We start from the raw sequence: 17,623 nt of genomic DNA, 5'->3' as shown, positions 1-17,623 counted from the left end.
GCGGTGGCCCGCACGGGCGCAACCGCCATCGGAATCCTCAGTGTCCGCCGGGTCCGGCCGGGGATCAGTGACAAAGTCACAGAGTTCGGGGACCCGTTGACTGCTTATGGCTGGCGCGAGCGGGTGAGGATGCACGCACTCACTCGTACCGGGATCGGATCGCGGCCACGATGCCGCGGAGTAGTTCCAGGGGAGTGGGTGGGCAACCGGCGATTTTCACGTCTACTGGTAGCACATTTTCGACGCCGCCGCAGCTTGCGTACGAAACCCCGAAGATCCCGCCGGTACAGGCGCAATCCCCTGCGGCGATCACCAGCTTGGGCGACGGCATGGCGCGCCAGGTGCGGCGCAGCGCGGTCTCCATGTGACGCGAGACCGGGCCGGTCACCAGTAGCGCATCCGCGTGGCGCGGCGAGGCGACGAAATGCACGCCGAAGCGCTCGATATCGTGATAGGGGTTGTTGAGGGCGTGGATCTCGAGCTCGCAGCCGTTGCACGAGCCAGCATCCACCTGGCGGATAGCGAGGCTACCGCAGAACCGTGCCTCGAGCACGCGGCGTACCTCGATACCCAAAGTTCCCAGCTCCGCATCGCCGGTGGCAGGCGGCATTTCGGTGAGCTTACCGGTGCGGGCGATCTGGCGCAGGATCCTCAGCATGCCTTCCTCAGAGGTCGTGGCCCGAGTAGGAGCCGTTGACGGATTTGTTGCACACCGGGAAATCCGGGACGATGTTACGGTCGATGAGCCGCTCAAGGGCCGGCCACAAGAACCAACTCGGGTCGCGGGGGAAAAAACGGGCGATATGGCCGGTATCGTCGAAGCGCACGAAACTGAGGATCTCGCCACGCCAGCCCTCGATCAGGCCGATCCCGGCGGCGCCTGGGGTGACTGGGGGCAGCGAGGCGGCCACTTTCCCCCCCGGCAGCGATTCCAGCAGCTCATCCATCAGCGCCAGGCTGGCCAGTACCTCCTGCATGCGCACCTGCACGCGGGCGGTCACGTCGCCCTGTTCGAGCACCGGCACGTCCACGCGCAGGCGGTCGTAGGGGGCATACGGCGCGTCGCGGCGCAGGTCGAAGTCCAGTCCACTGCCCTTGGCCACGTAACCGGTACACCCGAGCGCGCCGGCATCGTCGCGATTTAGACGACCGGTGCCTAGGAGCCGATCTTCCAGCGGCGGATGGTCGTCGACGATCTCGAAGATCGGTGCCACCGCTTCCCGTAAGCCCCGGTGGTCGGCGCGCAGGCTCTGTGCGACATCCCCTGGCAGATCACGCGCTACGCCACCCGGCACCACGACATCCATCAACAGGCGATGACCGAAGAGCTCGTGGCTGCGCCGTTGCCACTGCTCGCGCAGCCGCGCGCACTGCATATGGGCGAACGCGAAGCCTACGTCGTTGCAGATGGCGCCGACATCGCCGATGTGGTTGGCTACGCGCTCGCGTTCGGCAAGCAACGCCCGCAGATGCAGCGCCCGTGGAGGTACATCGTAGTCGGCGGCATGCTCCATCGCCTGGCAGGCCGCCCAGGTGTGGGCGACGGTGGAGTCGCCGGACACGCGCCCTGCGAGTCGCGCCAGCTCTTCTGGCTCCCGTCCGACAGCGAGCTTCTCGATGCCCTTGTGCACGTAGCCCAGGCGTTCCTCCAAGCTGAGGATCTCTTCGCCGACCGCTTGGAAGCGGAAATGACCGGGTTCGATAATGCCCGCATGCACCGGCCCCACCGGAATCTCGTAGACGCCGCTGCCCTTCACCGCGACGAAAGGGTAATCGGTGTCGGCGGGTGCTCGCACCGGTGCCTGGCCGTTGACGGGAAATTCGGGCCGCAGGGGGTACTCCTCAGCGGACCAGGCTTGGTGGCGGGTCCAGCGCTGGTCGCGCGGGTGATCGGCGAAGCGAATGCCCAACAGATCTTGCATATGCCGTTCCATCCGGTCGGCGCCGGGATACCAGGGGGTATGTGAAGCCAACAGGGGTGCGGTGTACGGCACTTCCGTTTCTAGCACCAGGTAGTCGCCGTAACTGACCAGACAGGCACGGACGACGCAGGATTCGGGCATAGGGTCCCCCCAGATGCCGGCCCAGCGCCAGTTCAGCTCGGCGCCCACCTGCGCAGCCACCCCCCAATCGGCGCCGTTTACCGGCAATCGGTGCGCTGGGGCGAGCCGCTCCGTTTCGGCGACGCCGGCATGCACCCCCTGCGCCCGCAGCCGAGACAGGTACTCGGTCAGGGTGGAGGTCGCGTTCATAGCAGGTGAACCCCCGTGATTAGCTCCGTGGCGCGATCCAACCAGCGGCTCACAACGCCGGGGATGGCGAGGCCCAGCCACAGCACCAGTCCCAGATGAAGGAAAATCGGCAGCATGTTCACCGGGACCGGGCGCTGCCCTTCGGGCGCGAGGCCGAAGACCATGGGTTGGACGTGTCGGAACAGCCCGGCAAGCGCCACGGCCAGGCCTGTGAGCAGGGCCAACGTCAGCCAGGGCTGAGACTGCATGGTGGCGGTCAGCAGCAGGAACTCGCTGGTAAAGACGCCAAACGGCGGGAAGCCGGCGATGGCCGCCACACCGATCAGCAACGTCCACCCGACCGCCGGCTGGGTGCGGATCAGTCCGCGGATATGGTCGATATGCTGGGTGCCGGCAATGTGCGCGGCATGGCCGACGGTGATAAAGATCGCCGACTTGGTCAGGGAATGCACTAGCATGTGCAGCAGCGCTCCGAAGGTCGCTAAGGGACCGCCGAGACCGAATGCGAAGGTCATCAGGCCCATATGTTCGATGGACGAATAGCTGAACATGCGCTTGATATCGCGCTGGCGATGGAGGAACAGGCCGGCGACTAGAAACGAGAGCATGCCGAAGCCCATGAGCAGGTAGCCGGCCATGTGGGGCGTCGCCGTGTCTGCCAGCGAACCGTCGACCAGCATTTTCACGCGGATGACGGCGTACAGGGCGACATTGAGCAGCAGCCCGGAGAGCACGGCGGACATCGGCGTCGGCCCTTCCGAATGGGCATCGGGCAGCCACTGGTGCAGAGGGACCAGTCCCACCTTGGTGCCATAGCCGACCAGCAGGAAGGCGAACGCTATCCCCATCACGGCCGGCTCGAGCTCACCCGCGTGCTCATACAGCGCGCTCCAGGCCAATCCGGTTTGCGGCTCCGAGAACACGTGCTGCGCGGCGAAGTAGGTCAGCACCGTGCCGAACAGCGCCAGCGCGATGCCCACACCGCAGAGGATGAAGTATTTCCAGGCCGCCTCGACCGCTTCGGGGGTGCGATACAGTGACACCAGCAGCACGGTGCTCAGCGTCGCCCCTTCCACGGCCACCCATAGGATACCCAGATTGTCCGTAGCCAAGGCCAGCAGCATGGTGAACATGAATAGCTGGTACATGGCGTGATAGAGACGAAGGCCGCGCTCGCCGGTGCGGCCGGTGGATACGACATACCGCATGTAGGGCCGGGAGAACACGGAGGTAGTTAGGCCTACGAAGGTGGTCAGCGCAAGCAAATAGACATTGAAAGCGTCCACGCGGAACGACCATCCCGCGATCTCGCTCACCGTCGCAAGCAACCACGCCATCCAGGCGGAGGCCGCAAAGCTGACCGCCGAGATCCCCACGTTGAGCCAGCCCGCTCGCGCTGGCGAACGCACCAGGCCCAACAAGAGCACACCGAGTAGAGGGGTGAACACGGTGAGCAGCAGCGCGCTCATCGCTCCTCCTCCGGGGTTTCGGTCAGCCGGTTGAGCCGGTCGACATCGAGCGAGTCGATGCTCTCGCGGATCTGGAGGAAGAACACCCCGAATAGCACGACGGCCACCAGCACGTCGAAGGCGATGCCGAGTTCCACCACCAGCGGCATGCCTTCGGTGGCGGAGACGGCGGCCAGGAACAGCCCGTTTTCCATCGCCATGAAGCCCAACACCTGGAGTACGGCTTTGCGACGGGCCACCATCATTAGCAGGCCGATGAGCACAGCGGCCAGGCTGATGGCGACGATGTCGCGGGTAAAGGTCAGCTCCTGCGCGACCAGGGGCAGTACCAACCAGTAGCTGAAGATCACCAGCGCCACTGCCGCCATGAGCACCAGTGCGGGACGGCCCAATGTCTCGGTGTAGCGCTCGAGATCCAGATGCCGCACCAGGCGATGCAGCAGCCACGGGATCAGCAACGCCTTGAGTCCCAGCGTCAGCAGTGCCGAAATATACAGGTGGGGCGAACCTTCCGTCGCGGCCACCAAGGCGGTGATGGCGGCGATCAGCCCTCCCTGCCAGGCAAAGGCATGGATGGCGGAGACCAGCCGGGCCTGCTCGAGCAGCACGAAGGACGTGAACAGCACCAGCGCGGCCATCACTAGCACCAGCTGTTGCAGTACCGGGAGCTCGACCAGACTCACCGTCCCACCTCCAGGATCACGTGTCCTAACAGCCCCAGCACGGCCAACAACACCGAGAGGTTCAGTAACGCCGGAACACGGAACAGGCGCATCTTGGCAAGTACCGTCTCCGCCACTGCAAGCACCGCGCCGAGCGCTAGCAGCTTCATTAAGATGGCAATGATCCCGATCGCCAACGCCGCGGGCGCTATCTCCCGAGCGATGCCCCAGGGAAAGAACAGATTCGCGATAAGCGCGCCGTACAGCACCAGTTTGACTTGCGCCGCCCACTCCATCAGTGCCAAGTGCCGGCCCGAGTACTCGAGGATCATGGCTTCGTGGACCATGGTGAGCTCCAGATGGGTTGCCGGGTTGTCCACGGGGATGCGCCCGGTTTCGGCAATGGCCACGAGGACTAGGGCGCCGAACGCGAACAGGAAGGAAGGCCGCAGCACCGGTGGCCCGGCCAGATGGAGCTCCACCATGCTCGAGAGGTTCGTGCTGTGGGCGGTCATGGCGAGGGTAAAAACCCCCAGCAGCATGGCTGGCTCGGCCAGGGCAGCGACTAACATCTCCCGCGAGGCGCCCATCCCACCGAAGGCCGTGCCCACGTCCATGCCGGCCAGGGCCAGGAAGAAGCGCGCCAATGCCAGCAATCCCACCAGCACGATCAGATCCGCCAGCATCGCTGTGGGCAGGCCGGTCGCGATCAGTGGCACGGTGGCCGCGGCCAGCCAGATGGCTACAAAAACGACATATGGAGCTACCCGAAACACTGGCGAAGCGCTGTGAGCGACCCGTGCCTCCTTGCCTAGGAGCTTGTAGAGCTCGCGGTAGGGTTGTAGCACCGGCGCACCGTGGCGGTTCTGCAGGATCGCCTTGACCTTGCGGATCCAGCCCGCAATGAAAGGCCCCAGGGCCACATAGAACGCGGCCTGCACGAGCGCCAGCAACCACGCCACGGGACTCAGGAGAGTATCCATAGCACCACCAGCAGGGTTGCAAGGGTCCAACCAAGATAGAAGCGTACACTGCCGGCCTGCAGCCAAACCACGCGGCGGGCCGCGGATTCCACCACGCGTGCCGCCGGCAGGTAGAACAACCCCCAGGCCCGGTCCTGCACGCTGAGTCGGTAATGCAAGCGGCCGTCGCCACGCCGGGTGAGCCCTTCCTCGATGCGGAACAATAGGCCGAACACCCGCCGGATGGGCTGGGCAAAGGCGGTGGCGGTGTACTGCATGCGGGGCCCGGGGGGGGCGAAGCCACAGTCCCAGGCATCGTTGCGGCGCACTCGACGCACGGTGCCGCGGCGCCAGGTCCAGGCCGTGAGTCCCATCAACAGCAGCAACAAGACGACAAGCAACGGGGCACTGTAACTGGCCGTCTCCGCGGCGATCGGGGTGAGCCAGAGCCAGCCCCCGGCGGTGGCCTGCGGCAAGGTCGCCCCCAGGATCTGCTGCGGGACGGCCTGCAGGAGACCGATGAACATAGTGGGCGCCACGCCAAGGACGAAACATAAGACCGCCAGTAATCCCTGGCCGGTGCGCATGCCCCGCGGCACCGGCCTTGCGCGACGCACATGACGGCCCCGCGCGCGCCCCAGGAAGGCCACGCCATAGACTTTCACGAAGCAGGCGGCGGCCAGGGCCCCGGTCAGTGCGAGCATCGCCGCCGCGATGGGAACGACGCTGCGCAGCACACCGCTGTCTAACTGCCAGGCCTGCAGTGCTGACTGGAACGTCAACCACTCGGAGACGAAGCCATTGAACGGCGGCAGCGCTGAAATCGATACGCAACCGACCAGAAAGAACAGGCCCGTCCAAGGCATCCGGCGCAGCAATCCACCCATCTGCTCCAGATCGCGCTCATGAGTACTGTGCAGGATCGCGCCCGCGCCCAGGAATAACAGGCCCTTGAACAACGCGTGATTGATCGTGTGATACAGCGCCGCAATCAGGGCCAGGACACCTAGCGTCGTGTGATCCGACGCCAGATACAACAGGGAAAGCCCCAGGCCGATGAAAATGATGCCGATGTTCTCCACCGAGTGGTAGGCAAGCAGCCGCTTGAGGTCGTGCTGCATCAGGGCGTACAGCACGCCCAGCAGGGCCGAGACGCTGCCCACGGCCAGCACTGCCACGCCCCATTGCCAGTGGAGCTCCCCTACCAGATCAAAGGCGAAGCGCATGAAGCCATATACGGCGACCTTGAGCATAACGCCCGACATCAGGGCCGATACGTGCGAAGGCGCCACCGGGTGCGCCTCCGGCAGCCAGGCATGCAGCGGCACCAGGCCGGCCTTCATACCGAAACCGATCAAAGCGAGCCCAAAGGCCATGCTAGCCCAGGCGGGGGAGGGCTCCGCCGCCCGCATGGCATCGAAATCAAATCCCCCACCGAACGACGCAAGCACGCCGAATCCTAGGAGAATGGTCAATCCGCTGAGCTGCGCCATGACTAGATACAGGAATGCGGCGCGCCGATTGGCGGCCTGCTCGTGATGGAAGGCGACCAGAAAATAGGATGCCAGCGACATCACCTCCCAGGCCACCATGAACAGAAAGGCATCATCGGCGAGCACCACCAGCAACATGCCCGCGAGGAATAGACCGGTAAAGCCGCCCAATGCGGTCAGCGAATCACGACCATGCTCCAGGCTACGCACGTAGGCCCGTCCATACAGGCCAACGGCAACGCTCACCACACCGATGACCACAAGGAAAAAGCCCGCGAGGGCGTCCAGTCGAAGCTGCCAGGGCAGCCAGGGGAGGCCGAGGGGTAGTACGGCAGTGTCGGCACCGGTGCCCCGCAAGGCCATAAGCCCGGCCGCTGCGGCTATGAGGCCGGCCAGTGCGAACAGGGGCATGGCTACTGACCGGAGAAGCAACGGCATCCGCCCGGCAAAGCAAGAAGCCCCGGAAGAAGCCAACGCGACCGCCACCGCGGTAAGGGCAAGCGCAAGGGATCCGGCCATGTTCAACTGCCCTTCGATTCCGCAGTCGTGCTCAGCCGCACCCCCCGCCCACCGGAATGGCTTATCGCGCCTTCGGCAATGAGCTCGATGCCGGCCCGCTGTAGCGCATTCACTACCTTTACTAGCGAGTCGACGTTGCTGCGCACGGTGCCATCACTGGCCTCCATGCGCTGGATGGTGGGCAGCGAGACACCGGCCATCTCGGCGAGCTTGCGCTGATCAATGCCGAGTAGCGCCCGGGACGCCCGCATTTGTTGAGCGGTAATCATGCCAACCCGAATTCGATCTGTTGCAGGAGGTACGCATCATAACAGAAATTTCAGATACTATAAAAGAAAGTTCATATATCACTATAGCCATTTCAAACATGAGCGCGGCGGTAGCTCGGGCCGCGCGACGGCATTGGGTAAAGCGGTGGGTGTTCCGGCGGTATCAGTAGCTGAGGAAGTGTCGGACGGGTCTCGGTAGGCACTCGGGGTCCAGCGCGTCCAGGGCATTCTTGGCGGCGAGCCCCAGCTCGGTGTCGCCCTCGACGACGAGCTCGCGCTGGAAGAAGGCGGTGTCCGGGTCGATCCGGCCGCGGGCGAGATCGAGGAATATCGCCAGTGGACCGCGGACGATGGCGTCCGCTTCGGTGGTCGCCGGCAGCAACAGCAGTCGACCGCGGAACAGGGTGATCGCCCAGCGCAGTCCCGCATCCGGCGCTACCAGTGCAAGGACACGCCCCTCCAGGAAGGCCAGCCGATCCTCGGCCAGCGCAACCGCGAGCGCGTAATTAATGGCCACCTCCAGCAATCCCCGCTCCAAGGGCGCAGGGACCAACTGGCCGGCAAGGCGGACGGTCCGGGGGATCAGTGAATTCAGGGGCATGGGCCGCTCCCGGTTTCATGGCCAGCGTTGCGGGAGGGGAGGGTAGCAGCAGCGCCCGGGGCGGCCTTTGCGCTGACGCAAAGGCGCGCCCCGTCGAGCTCCGTTACCGTGTGGGACCGACTCAGTGAGCAGGAGAACGCACCCATGGAACTGGTCTGTCCCGCGGGGAGCCTGCCGGCGCTGCGCGCCGCCGTCGCCGCCGGCGCCGATGCCGTGTACGCGGGGTTTCGCGATGCGACCAATGCCCGTCACTTCGCCGGACTGAACTTCACCGAGGCGGACCTGCAGCGGGGGATCACGGAGGCGCATCGCGCCGGCACACGCGTGTTCCTCGCGGTGAACACCTATCCCCAGCCCCGCAACTGGGCGGACTGGCAGGCCGCCGTGGATCGGGCCGCCGGGCTCGGCGTCGATGCGTTGATCGCCGCCGACGTCGGCGTGCTGGATTACGCCAGCGAGCACCATCCCGAGCTGCCGCTGCACCTGTCCGTGCAGGCCTCGGCCACCAACCCGGAGGCCCTGGCGTTCTACCATCGCCACTTCCATATCCGCCGGGCGGTGCTTCCGCGCGTGCTTTCCCTGCGCCAGGTGGCCCAGGTGGCGGAGGCCTCGCCGGTGCCCGTGGAGGTCTTCGGCTTCGGCAGTCTCTGCATCATGGTCGAGGGTCGCTGCCTGCTCTCCAGCTATGCCACCGGCCGCTCGCCGAACAGCTATGGGGCCTGCTCCCCGGCCTCCCATGTCCGCTGGCAGGCTACCGACACGGGCCTCGAGGCCCGGCTCAACGGTGTGCTGATCGACCGCTACGCCCCCGGGGAGCGAGCCGGCTACCCCACCCTGTGCAAGGGCCGCTTCGAGACCGGGGAGGGCGCTTGGCATGTCCTCGAGGAACCCACGAGCCTCAGTAGCGTGGACATCCTGCCAGAGCTGGCGGCGGCAGGGGTGGCGGCGATCAAGGTGGAGGGCCGCCAGCGCAGCCCGGCCTATATCCGACGGGTGACGGGCGTGCTCCGCCAGGCCATTGACGCCTGTGGGCGCAAATCCGCGGATCCCAGCCGACGTGCTGCATGGCAGCGGCAGCTGCGCGAGCTCTCCGAGGGCGAACAGGTGACCCTCGGGGCCTACGACCGCCAGTGGGGATGAAACTATGGAGCAAGACGACGTGAGGCCCAGACTCTCACTGGCGGCGGTCCCGTATTTCTGGAGCCGGGAAGGGGTCTTCGAGTTCTACGATGCCATCGCAGGCAGCCCAGTGGATATCGTCTATCTCGGCGAGACCGTCTGCCCGAAGCGCCGGCGGCTGGCCCCGGAGGACTGGATGGCGATTGGCCGGCGCCTCGCCGAGTGCGGCAAGACCCCGGTGCTCTCCACGCTGACGCTCATTGAGGCGGGCTCGGAGCTCGGGGCGCTGCGGGCGCTGTGTCGCCAGGGGTCGTTCCTCGTGGAGGCCAACGACTTCGCGGCGGTGGCCGCGCTCGAGTCCGCTGGCCTGCCCTTCATCGCCGGCCCGACGCTCAATCTCTACAACGCGCGGGCCCTCGCGCTCGTGCACGGTGCGGGGGCGTTGCGCTGGGTGCTGCCCGTGGAGCTCGGGGGCGAGAGCGTCCAGGAGCTGAGTGCCGCCATCCCGGGATTGGAGACGGAGGTCTTCGCCTGGGGTCGGCTCCCGCTGGCCTATTCGGCGCGCTGCTTTACCGCCCGGGCGGAGGGCCGCTCCCGGGATGATTGCGGCTTCGCCTGCGGTGCCGATCCCGACGGCCGCCTGGTGCGAACCCGGGAGGGCGAGGCGTTCCTGACGCTGAACGGAATCCAGACCCAGTCGGCGCTGACCCATAGCCTGGCGGCGGACTACGCGGCAGCAGTGGCGAGCGGCGTGGACGTGCTGCGGATTACCCCGCAGGCGAGCGATACCCTACGGGTGATCGACGGTTTCGACCGCCTCCGTCGGGGCGCGGCGCCGGCGGATATCGCGCGCGAGCTGGACACGCTGGCCCCGGTCGCGGTCTGCAACGGATACTGGCATGGACGGGCCGCCTTCGAGCCGGTCCCGCCCTGAGGCGCGGGAGCCCCCGCGCCCTGTGGTATCCTCCCAGAAGACCCCCGGGCGCCCGTTCGGGGGTCGGGCGGCAAGGCAGCGACGGAGGCCTCGGGATGCACGCCAGCGCGAATACCACACCCCGGGAGGAGTCGGGAACGGCACTGAGCTGCACGAGCTGCGGCCTCTACGGGATTTGCTTTGCCCGCCGTCTGGGCGTCGACGACGGCGCGACCAGCCCGGTGGTGGACCGGGCGGATACCGCCATCGCCCCCGGTCGTCCCCTCCCGGGGACGTGGTCGGAGCGGCTCTTCGTGCTGCGCTCCGGTGCGCTCAAGCGTTGTCGCTATACCCGTTCCGGCGAGGAGGTCATCGCGGGCTTCCATTTCCCCGGTGAGACCCTGGGCCTGGAGGAGCCCACCGCCGCCACGGAGCAGTACGTCGTCCTGGAGAAGGCGCACCTCTGCCACATCCGCTGGTCCCGGGTGGACGAGCTGATGGGCGAGGACCCGGCCGTGCGTGACGCCGTGAGCCGAATGCTTCGCGAGGAGCTCGCCGCCTGCCGCGAGCGCCTGCTCCGCGCCTGCCGCGGCTCGGCGCGGCAGCGGGTGGCGGCACTGCTGCTGGATCTGGCGGCGCGTCGGCGGCGGCGCTCGCTGGAGGCCGATCGTATCCGTCTGCCCATGGGGCGGCGAGAGATCGCCGCTTACCTCGACGTAACCATCGAGACAGTCAGCCGGACCCTCTCGCAGTTTCGGCGCTCCGGGGTGATCGAGCTGCGCGGCCGGCAGTTGCGGCTGCTCGACGAGCCGGCGCTCGCGGAGATCGCCGAGTGGGGCGAGGACGCACGCCTTTGCGGATGATTCGGCGGGTTTGTCTGGCGCCGGCAATGCTGCTAGTCTGCTCGCGCCTTCCCCGAGGGGAGGGCGCACCATGGTGGTGGCGTCGGTCCCCCCGCGACGACAAGCTGCGAACCCCGTCAGGCCCGGAAGGGAGCAGCGGTAGCAGTGGACTCGGGCGCCGGGGTGCGGCTGGCGTCGCCGCCTCCACTACCTGCTAGAATGCCCTCCACGTCTTCAGCGTCGGACCCCGAATGGCCTACCAGGTTCTTGCCCGCAAATGGCGCCCGCGCACCTTCGCGGAGATGGCGGGGCAGGAGCACGTGCTGCGTGCCCTGACCAACGGCATCGCCCAAGGGCGCCTCCATCACGCGTATCTCTTCACCGGTACCCGCGGTGTGGGCAAGACGACCATCGCGCGTATATTCGCCAAGTGCTTGAACTGCGAGGCGAACGGGGTAACCATCGAGCCCTGCGGCAGCTGCGAGGCGTGCCGGGAAATCGACGAGGGACGGTTCGTGGACCTCATCGAGGTGGACGCTGCCTCGCGCACCGGTGTCGATGACACCCGCGAGTTGCTCGACAACATCCAGTATGCGCCGAGCCGGGGGCGCTACAAGATCTACCTCATCGATGAGGTGCATATGTTCTCCCGGCACAGCTTCAACGCCCTGCTGAAGACCCTGGAGGAACCCCCGCCCCATGTGAAGTTCCTCCTGGCCACCACGGACCCGCAGAAGCTCCCGGTGACCATCCTCTCACGCTGCCTGCAGTTCAACCTCAAGCACCTGCCGGCCGCGCTCATCGCCGAACACCTCGGCCACATCCTGGAGCGGGAAGGGATCGAGGCGGAGTCGGCGGCGGTACAGCGGCTGGCGCGGGCAGCGGACGGCAGCATGCGCGACGCATTGAGCCTGCTGGACCAGGCCCTCGGTTTCGGCGGCGGTGCGCTCACCGATGCCGATGTGCGGTCCATGCTCGGCACCCTGGAGACGGATTTCGTCGTGGGGCTGCTCGAGGCGGTGGCCGACGGCGATGCCGCTGCGGTGATGCGGGTGATCGCCGAGATGAGTGAGCGGGCGCCGGACTTCGGGGAGGGGATCAGCGAGGTGCTCGCCGTGCTGCATCGCATCGGGGTCATGCAGCTCGCGCCGGGGGCGCTCACCGAGGGGGGAGCGGAGGACGAACGGCTGCAGGCGCTCGCCCGGCGACTCGGCAGCGAGGACGTCCAGCTCTACTACCAGATTGCCCTGCACGGCCGCCGGGATCTGCCCTGGGCGCCCGACGCGCGGACCGGTTTCGAGATGGCAATGCTGCGTATGTTGGCCTTCCGTCCGGAGGAGGGGGGTTCTGGCGGCGTCGCCCCGCTGCCGGCGCAGGGGGCAACCAGGGCGGCGGGAACCGTCGCGGTGCCGGCCCAAGGGGGCGCGGCGTCGGGGGAAGACGTCGACGACCCGGCCCCGGCCGATGGCGGGGTAACCGACGCCGACGCGGCGGCACCGTCCGCCCCGGCAGACACGCCCCCCGGCGATGCCGTGGCGGAGGGGCCGGACTGGGCTACGCTCCTCGGGACCCTTCGCATCGGCGGGATGGCGCGCGCGCTCGCCGAACACTGCCGGTGGGGGGCTCGCGAGGGCGAGCGCGTGCGCCTTTACATTGACGAGGGACATCAGCACCTCAATAACGAGTCCGGGCGACGGCGCATCGCCGAGGCGCTTTCCGAGCACTTCGGCACGACGGTGCGTGTGGATATCCAGGTAGGCGAGGGCGCGGGGGAAGCCCCCGCGGATCAGGCGCGCCGGCAGCAGCGACAACGGGAGGCGGAGGCGCGCGAGCGCATCGCCGCCGATCCCAACGTCCGGGCGATGCAGGAGGCATTCGACGCCGAGTTGTTGCCAGAGAGCATCCGCCCGCTGGACTGAATCGTCGCCCGAGGGGCGGCACGAACCGATGGAGATGTGGTAATGAAAGGTGGCATAGGGAACATCATGAAGCAGGCCCAGCAGATGCAGGAGAAGCTGCAGCAGGCCCAGGAGGAGCTCCAGCAGATGGAGATCACCGGCGAGGCCGGCGGCGGCATGGTCCAGGTGGTCATGACCGGCCGGCACGAGGTGCGCCGGGTGAGCATCGATGAGAGCGTGTACGAGGATCGGGAGATGGTGGAGGATCTGGTGGCGGCGGCCTTCAACGACGCCGCCCAGAAGCTAGAGCGCGTGAGTAAGGAGAAGATGGAGGGCTTCAGCCAGGGGATGGGGCTGCCCCCGGGTATGAATCTGCCGTTCTGAGCCCATGAGCTTCTCCCCCCTCGTTTCGGAGCTCATGGAGGCGCTGCGTCGGTTGCCCGGGGTCGGGCCCCGTTCGGCCCAGCGCATGACATTGCACCTGCTCCAGCGCGACCGGGAGGCGGCACGCCGGATCGCGGCCGCGCTCGCCGCTGCAGCCGATCGCGTCGGCGAGTGTGCGGACTGCCGTGTGCTCACCGAACGGACCCGCTGTGATATCTGCTCCAGCCCCCGGCGGGACCGGGGCCTACTGTGCATCGTCGACAGTGCCGCCGATGTCCACGCCCTGGAGGCGGCGACGGAGTATGGTGGCGTGTACTTCGTGCTCAAGGGCCAGCTTTCCCCCTTGGACGGCATCGGCCCGGAGGAGCTCGGCCTGGACGTGCTGGAGCGGCGGTTCGCCGCCGGCGAGGTACGCGAGATCATCCTCGCCACCAACCCCACCGTCGAGGGGGAGGCCACGGCGCATTACCTCGCCGAGATGGCCCGCGGCCACGGGATCGGCGTCAGCCGCATCGCCCACGGCGTCCCCCTCGGCGGAGAGCTGGAGTACGTGGATCCCGGCACCCTTTCCCACGCCTTCGCCGGGCGCCGGCACTACGAGTGAACCGCGGTCAGCCGTTGCCGACCGCCTCCGCGAGGAGGGTGTGGAAGTGGCGGAGCCGGTCCGCGGCGATGGCCCCCCGCGCGGCGGCGGCGCGTACGGCGCAGCCGGGCTCGCGGTCGTGGCGACAATCGTTGAAGCGGCACTCCGGCATATAGCGCGCGATCTCGGGGAAGCCGGCGAGTACGCTCGCCGGCGGCAGGTGATCGAGGCGCAGGGTGCGGACGCCGGGGGAGTCGATAAGCGCACCGCCACCAGCGAGTCGGAACAGGGTGGTAGCGGTGGTGGTATGCCGTCCCTGCCCGCTGACCTCCGAGAGTGCCCCGATCCGTAGGGCGAGATCCGGGATGAGGGCATTGATCAGCGACGACTTGCCCACCCCGGACCCCCCCACCAGGATGGCGGTGCGCCCGGCGAGCTCTGCGGCGAGGGCGTCTAGGCCGCTGTTTTCCCGTGCGCTTACCCAGTGCAGCGGCGCACCGTGGAGTTCGCCACGATAGCTCAGGGCCGCGGCGATGCGCTCCCGGGCCTCGGGGGGGAGGCGGTCACACTTGTTGACCACCAGTGCCACGGCGAGTCCGGCGTGGCGGGCAAGCACCAGGTAGCGATCCAGCAGCAATGTGTCCACGCCCGGCGGTTCGGCGAGCACGACGCCCATGAGGTCCACGTTGGCGGCCAGTGCCCGCGGCCGGCCACGAAAATCACCGCGCTCGATCACCGTCTCGCGGGGCAGCACGCGCTCGATGATCCCATTGCCTTCGGTACGGCGGTATTCCACCCGATCACCGCAGACCGGGCGCGGACCGCGGCGGCCGCGCATCAGGCAGCGGAGCAGGGCGCCGTGCTCCTCCTCGACCACCACCTCGCGCCCGTAGGCGACCGCCACTCGGCCGGCATGCATGCCCGTCATTGCCTGCCCCGCATGCGCTGCTGTCCCTTCCGCCCCTGCCGGCAGCGCAGAATAGCCTCTGTTAGAATGCGCCACAATCGCGGGGCAGCAACCACTTGGGGGCGGGATGGCCCACTCGGCGGACAATCTCATCTGGATCGATCTGGAGATGACCGGCCTGGACACCGACCGGGACGCCATCATCGAGATCGCTACCCTCGTCACGGACAAGGATCTCAATATCCTTGCCGAGGGGCCGGTGCGTGCCATCCATCAGGACGAGTCGGTGCTCAACGCCATGGACGAGTGGAACACGCGCCAGCACGGCGGCTCGGGGCTCATCGATCGCGTGCGTCACAGCGACGTGGACGAGGCCCGGGCCGAGGCGGAGACGCTGGCGTTCCTGCGCCGCTGGGTCCCGAAAGGGGCGTCGCCCATGTGTGGCAACAGCATCTGTCAGGACCGACGCTTCCTGCACCGCTGCATGCCCGAGCTGGAAGAGTACTTCCATTACCGCAATCTCGACGTGAGCACGATCAAGGAGCTGGCGCGGCGCTGGGTGCCGGAGCTGCTCAAGGGTTTCAGCAAGCAGAGCAGCCATCTGGCCATGGACGACATCCGCGATTCCATCGCGGAGCTGCGCTATTACCGGGAGCATTTCCTGCGCGTGCCCGTCGCCAACGGCGAATGAACGGAGACCCCTCCCCATGCGCTTTGAAGGTTCGCAACGCTACGTCGCCACCGGCGACCTCACCATGGCGGTCAACGCGGCGGCCACGCTGAAGCGGCCGCTACTGATCAAGGGCGAGCCGGGCACCGGTAAGACCCTGCTGGCCCAGGAGGTCGCCGAGGCCCTCGGGATGCCGTACTTCGAATGGCATATCAAGTCCACGTCCAAGGCCCAGCAGGGGCTGTACGAGTATGATGCGGTCTCGCGTCTGCGCGACTCCCAGCTCGGCGACGAGCGTGTCCACGATATCGCCAACTACATCGTGCCTGGCCCGGTCTGGCACGCCTTTGATTCCGCGGATCCGCCGGTGCTGCTCATCGACGAGATCGACAAGGCGGACATCGAGTTCCCCAATGACCTGCTGCGCGAACTCGACCGCATGGAGTTCCATGTCTACGAGACCCAGCAGACCATCCGTGCGCGGCACCGGCCGGTGATCATCATCACCAGCAACAACGAGAAGGAGCTGCCGGACGCCTTTCTGCGGCGCTGCTTCTTCCACTACATCAGCTTCCCGGATCGGGAAACCATGGAGCGCATCATTGCCGTGCATTTCCCCGACCTCAAGGGCAGCCTGATCCGTGAGGCGCTGGAGGTGTTCTTTGGCCTGCGGGAGATGCCGGGGATCAAGAAGCGGCCCTCCACCTCCGAGCTGCTGGACTGGCTGAAGCTGCTGATGGCCGAGGACGTCGATCCGGCGGTACTGCGGGAGAGCAACCGCGAGAAAACCCTGCCGCCGCTGTACGGCGCGCTGCTGAAGAACGAGCAGGATACCCAGCTGTTCGAGCGGTTGATGTTCATGGCCCGGCGGCGCCAGCAGCAGGGCAGGGCGGAGTAACCATGCTCATCGGCTTCCTGCAGGCGCTGCGCGGCGCCGGCCTGCGGGTGAGCGTCACCGAGTTCCTCACCCTGCTCGAGGCCCTGGAGGCCCGGGTCACCCCTGGAAGCGTCGAGGATTTCTACCACCTCGCGCGGGCCGCGCTGGTCAAGGACGAGACCCGTTTCGACCGCTTCGATCAGGTCTTCTCGGCCTGGTTCAGCGGCGTCGAGGACCTGGCCGCGGCACTGGAGGCGGAGATCCCGGAGGAGTGGCTACGCCGTCAGGCGGAGCTGCAGCTCAGCGACGCGGAGAAGGCGGAGCTGGAGGGGATGGGCTGGGAAGAGCTCATGAAGACGCTGCGCGAGCGCCTCGGCGAGCAGGATGAGCGTCATCAGGGCGGGAACAAGTGGATCGGTACCGCCGGGCGCTCGCCCTACGGGGCCTGGGGTTACAACCCGGAGGGCGTGCGCATCGGCCAGGACCGATCCCGCCATCGCCGGGCGGTCAAGGTCTGGGATGAGCGGCGCTTCCGCAACCTCGACGGCGAGCAGGCCCTGGATACCCGCAATCTCAAGCTTGCCCTGCGCCGGCTCCGGCGCTTCGCCCGGCAGGGGGCTGCCGAGGAGTTGGATCTCGACGAGACCATCCGCTCCACCGCCCGGCGCGCCGGGCAGCTGGACCTGCGCATGGTCCCCGAGCGTCACAACGCCGCCCGGGTGCTGGTGTTCTTCGACATCGGCGGCTCCATGGACGATCATGTCGCGCTGTGCGAGGCGCTGTTCTCGGCGGCCCGTAGTGAGTTCAAACACCTGACCTACTACTACTTCCATAATTGCCTCTACGAGACGGTCTGGCGCGATGCCACCCGGCGTCGGGAGAGCGCGGTACCCACCTGGGAGGTGCTGCACACCTTCGATCCCGACTACCGCGTGATCGTGGTGGGCGACGCCGCCATGAGCCCCTACGAGGTCAAGCTCCCGGGCGCCGGGGTGGAGCATTGGAACGAGGAGTCGGGGGAGACCTGGCTGCGGCGGCTCGCCCATACCTTTCCGCACCTGGCCTGGCTGAACCCGGAACCGCCGCGCCGCTGGGAGTGGACCCAATCCACGGCCATGATCCGGGAGGTCATCGATGATCGGATGTATCCCCTCACGCCGGACGGGCTGGAGGAGGCCATGTACGCCCTGAACCGCTAGGAGG

Annotated in this window: 18 protein-coding genes and 1 other RNA gene; 10 read left to right on the top strand and 9 right to left on the bottom strand. The window is 67.2% G+C overall.

All coding sequences use genetic code 11. The features are described 5' to 3' along the window. Window positions 1-139: 139 nt before the first annotated feature. From ACQ754_RS03090 to ubiT, 8 genes are all read right to left on the bottom strand, one after another. The gene (locus ACQ754_RS03090; protein ID WP_440995521.1) at window positions 140-658 is read right to left on the bottom strand and encodes an NADH-quinone oxidoreductase subunit B family protein; all 519 of its coding nucleotides are present in this window, start codon (window positions 656-658) and stop codon (window positions 140-142) included. Between the two features lie 7 nt (window positions 659-665). Then, entirely contained in the window at window positions 666-2,252 is a 1,587-nt protein-coding gene (locus tag ACQ754_RS03085; protein WP_440995520.1) for a hydrogenase large subunit, read from the bottom strand. Then, window positions 2,249-3,721, bottom strand: a complete 1,473-nt coding sequence (locus tag ACQ754_RS03080) for a hydrogenase 4 subunit F (RefSeq protein ID WP_440995519.1) — start codon at window positions 3,719-3,721, stop codon at window positions 2,249-2,251. Before ACQ754_RS03080 ends, ACQ754_RS03085 begins: the two co-directional genes overlap by 4 nt. Further along, window positions 3,718-4,404 (bottom strand): formate hydrogenlyase, encoded by a 687-nt coding sequence (locus ACQ754_RS03075; protein WP_440995518.1) that lies wholly within the window; start codon window positions 4,402-4,404, stop codon window positions 3,718-3,720. The genes ACQ754_RS03080 and ACQ754_RS03075 overlap by 4 nt, the downstream gene beginning before the upstream one ends. Next, window positions 4,401-5,366, bottom strand: coding sequence for a respiratory chain complex I subunit 1 family protein (locus tag ACQ754_RS03070; protein WP_440995517.1), 966 nt, complete (start codon window positions 5,364-5,366; stop codon window positions 4,401-4,403). The genes ACQ754_RS03075 and ACQ754_RS03070 overlap by 4 nt, the downstream gene beginning before the upstream one ends. Beyond that, window positions 5,351-7,357, bottom strand: a complete 2,007-nt coding sequence (hyfB, locus tag ACQ754_RS03065) for a hydrogenase 4 subunit B (protein ID WP_440995516.1) — start codon at window positions 7,355-7,357, stop codon at window positions 5,351-5,353. The genes ACQ754_RS03070 and hyfB overlap by 16 nt, the downstream gene beginning before the upstream one ends. 2 nt (window positions 7,358-7,359) lie before the next feature. Next, window positions 7,360-7,626: a helix-turn-helix domain-containing protein gene (locus ACQ754_RS03060; protein ID WP_440995515.1), complete on the bottom strand. Its 267-nt coding sequence runs from the start codon at window positions 7,624-7,626 to the stop codon at window positions 7,360-7,362. Window positions 7,627-7,789: 163 nt separating this feature from the next. After that, the gene (gene ubiT, locus ACQ754_RS03055; RefSeq protein ID WP_440995514.1) at window positions 7,790-8,227 is read right to left on the bottom strand and encodes a ubiquinone anaerobic biosynthesis accessory factor UbiT; all 438 of its coding nucleotides are present in this window, start codon (window positions 8,225-8,227) and stop codon (window positions 7,790-7,792) included. A 144-nt stretch (window positions 8,228-8,371) separates the two neighbouring features. Between ubiT and ubiU the strand changes: the two genes are divergently transcribed. The 7 genes from ubiU to recR all read left to right on the top strand — a co-directional run bounded on the left by ubiU (window position 8,372) and on the right by recR (window position 13,987). Further along, entirely contained in the window at window positions 8,372-9,367 is a 996-nt protein-coding gene (ubiU, locus tag ACQ754_RS03050) for a ubiquinone anaerobic biosynthesis protein UbiU (RefSeq protein ID WP_440995513.1), read from the top strand. A 19-nt stretch (window positions 9,368-9,386) separates the two neighbouring features. Next, entirely contained in the window at window positions 9,387-10,280 is an 894-nt protein-coding gene (locus ACQ754_RS03045; protein WP_440995512.1) for a U32 family peptidase, read from the top strand. A 95-nt stretch (window positions 10,281-10,375) separates the two neighbouring features. Next, complete coding sequence (locus ACQ754_RS03040; RefSeq protein ID WP_440995511.1) at window positions 10,376-11,122, top strand: Crp/Fnr family transcriptional regulator; 747 nt, start codon at window positions 10,376-10,378, stop codon at window positions 11,120-11,122. 80 nt (window positions 11,123-11,202) lie between these two features. Beyond that, window positions 11,203-11,299: signal recognition particle sRNA small type (gene ffs, locus ACQ754_RS03035), an RNA gene on the top strand. Window positions 11,300-11,352: 53 nt separating this feature from the next. After that, complete coding sequence (gene dnaX, locus ACQ754_RS03030; RefSeq protein WP_440995510.1) at window positions 11,353-13,020, top strand: DNA polymerase III subunit gamma/tau; 1,668 nt, start codon at window positions 11,353-11,355, stop codon at window positions 13,018-13,020. A 42-nt stretch (window positions 13,021-13,062) separates the two neighbouring features. Further along, entirely contained in the window at window positions 13,063-13,383 is a 321-nt protein-coding gene (locus ACQ754_RS03025) for a YbaB/EbfC family nucleoid-associated protein (protein ID WP_440995509.1), read from the top strand. 4 nt (window positions 13,384-13,387) lie between these two features. Further along, window positions 13,388-13,987 (top strand): recombination mediator RecR, encoded by a 600-nt coding sequence (gene recR / locus ACQ754_RS03020; protein ID WP_440995508.1) that lies wholly within the window; start codon window positions 13,388-13,390, stop codon window positions 13,985-13,987. Between the two features lie 7 nt (window positions 13,988-13,994). Here recR and rsgA read toward each other — a convergent pair whose 3' ends face one another. Then, window positions 13,995-14,894 carry a ribosome small subunit-dependent GTPase A gene (rsgA, locus tag ACQ754_RS03015; protein ID WP_440995507.1) on the bottom strand — a complete coding sequence of 300 codons (900 nt, stop codon included), beginning with the start codon at window positions 14,892-14,894 and terminating at the stop codon, window positions 13,995-13,997. 106 nt (window positions 14,895-15,000) lie between these two features. Between rsgA and orn the strand changes: the two genes are divergently transcribed. The 3 genes from orn to ACQ754_RS03000 are packed head-to-tail and all read left to right on the top strand — an operon-like array spanning window position 15,001 to window position 17,619. Further along, complete coding sequence (gene orn, locus ACQ754_RS03010; RefSeq protein ID WP_440995506.1) at window positions 15,001-15,564, top strand: oligoribonuclease; 564 nt, start codon at window positions 15,001-15,003, stop codon at window positions 15,562-15,564. A 16-nt stretch (window positions 15,565-15,580) separates the two neighbouring features. Then, window positions 15,581-16,441 (top strand): AAA family ATPase, encoded by an 861-nt coding sequence (locus ACQ754_RS03005; RefSeq protein ID WP_440995505.1) that lies wholly within the window; start codon window positions 15,581-15,583, stop codon window positions 16,439-16,441. Window positions 16,442-16,443: 2 nt separating this feature from the next. Then, window positions 16,444-17,619: a vWA domain-containing protein gene (locus tag ACQ754_RS03000; RefSeq protein WP_440995504.1), complete on the top strand. Its 1,176-nt coding sequence runs from the start codon at window positions 16,444-16,446 to the stop codon at window positions 17,617-17,619. The last annotated feature ends 4 nt before the right edge of the window (window positions 17,620-17,623 follow it).

The organism is Arhodomonas sp. SL1 (assembly GCF_052060015.1).
GTDB lineage: Bacteria > Pseudomonadota > Gammaproteobacteria > Nitrococcales > Nitrococcaceae > Arhodomonas.
This window is presented reverse-complemented; position numbering and strand designations above follow the sequence as displayed.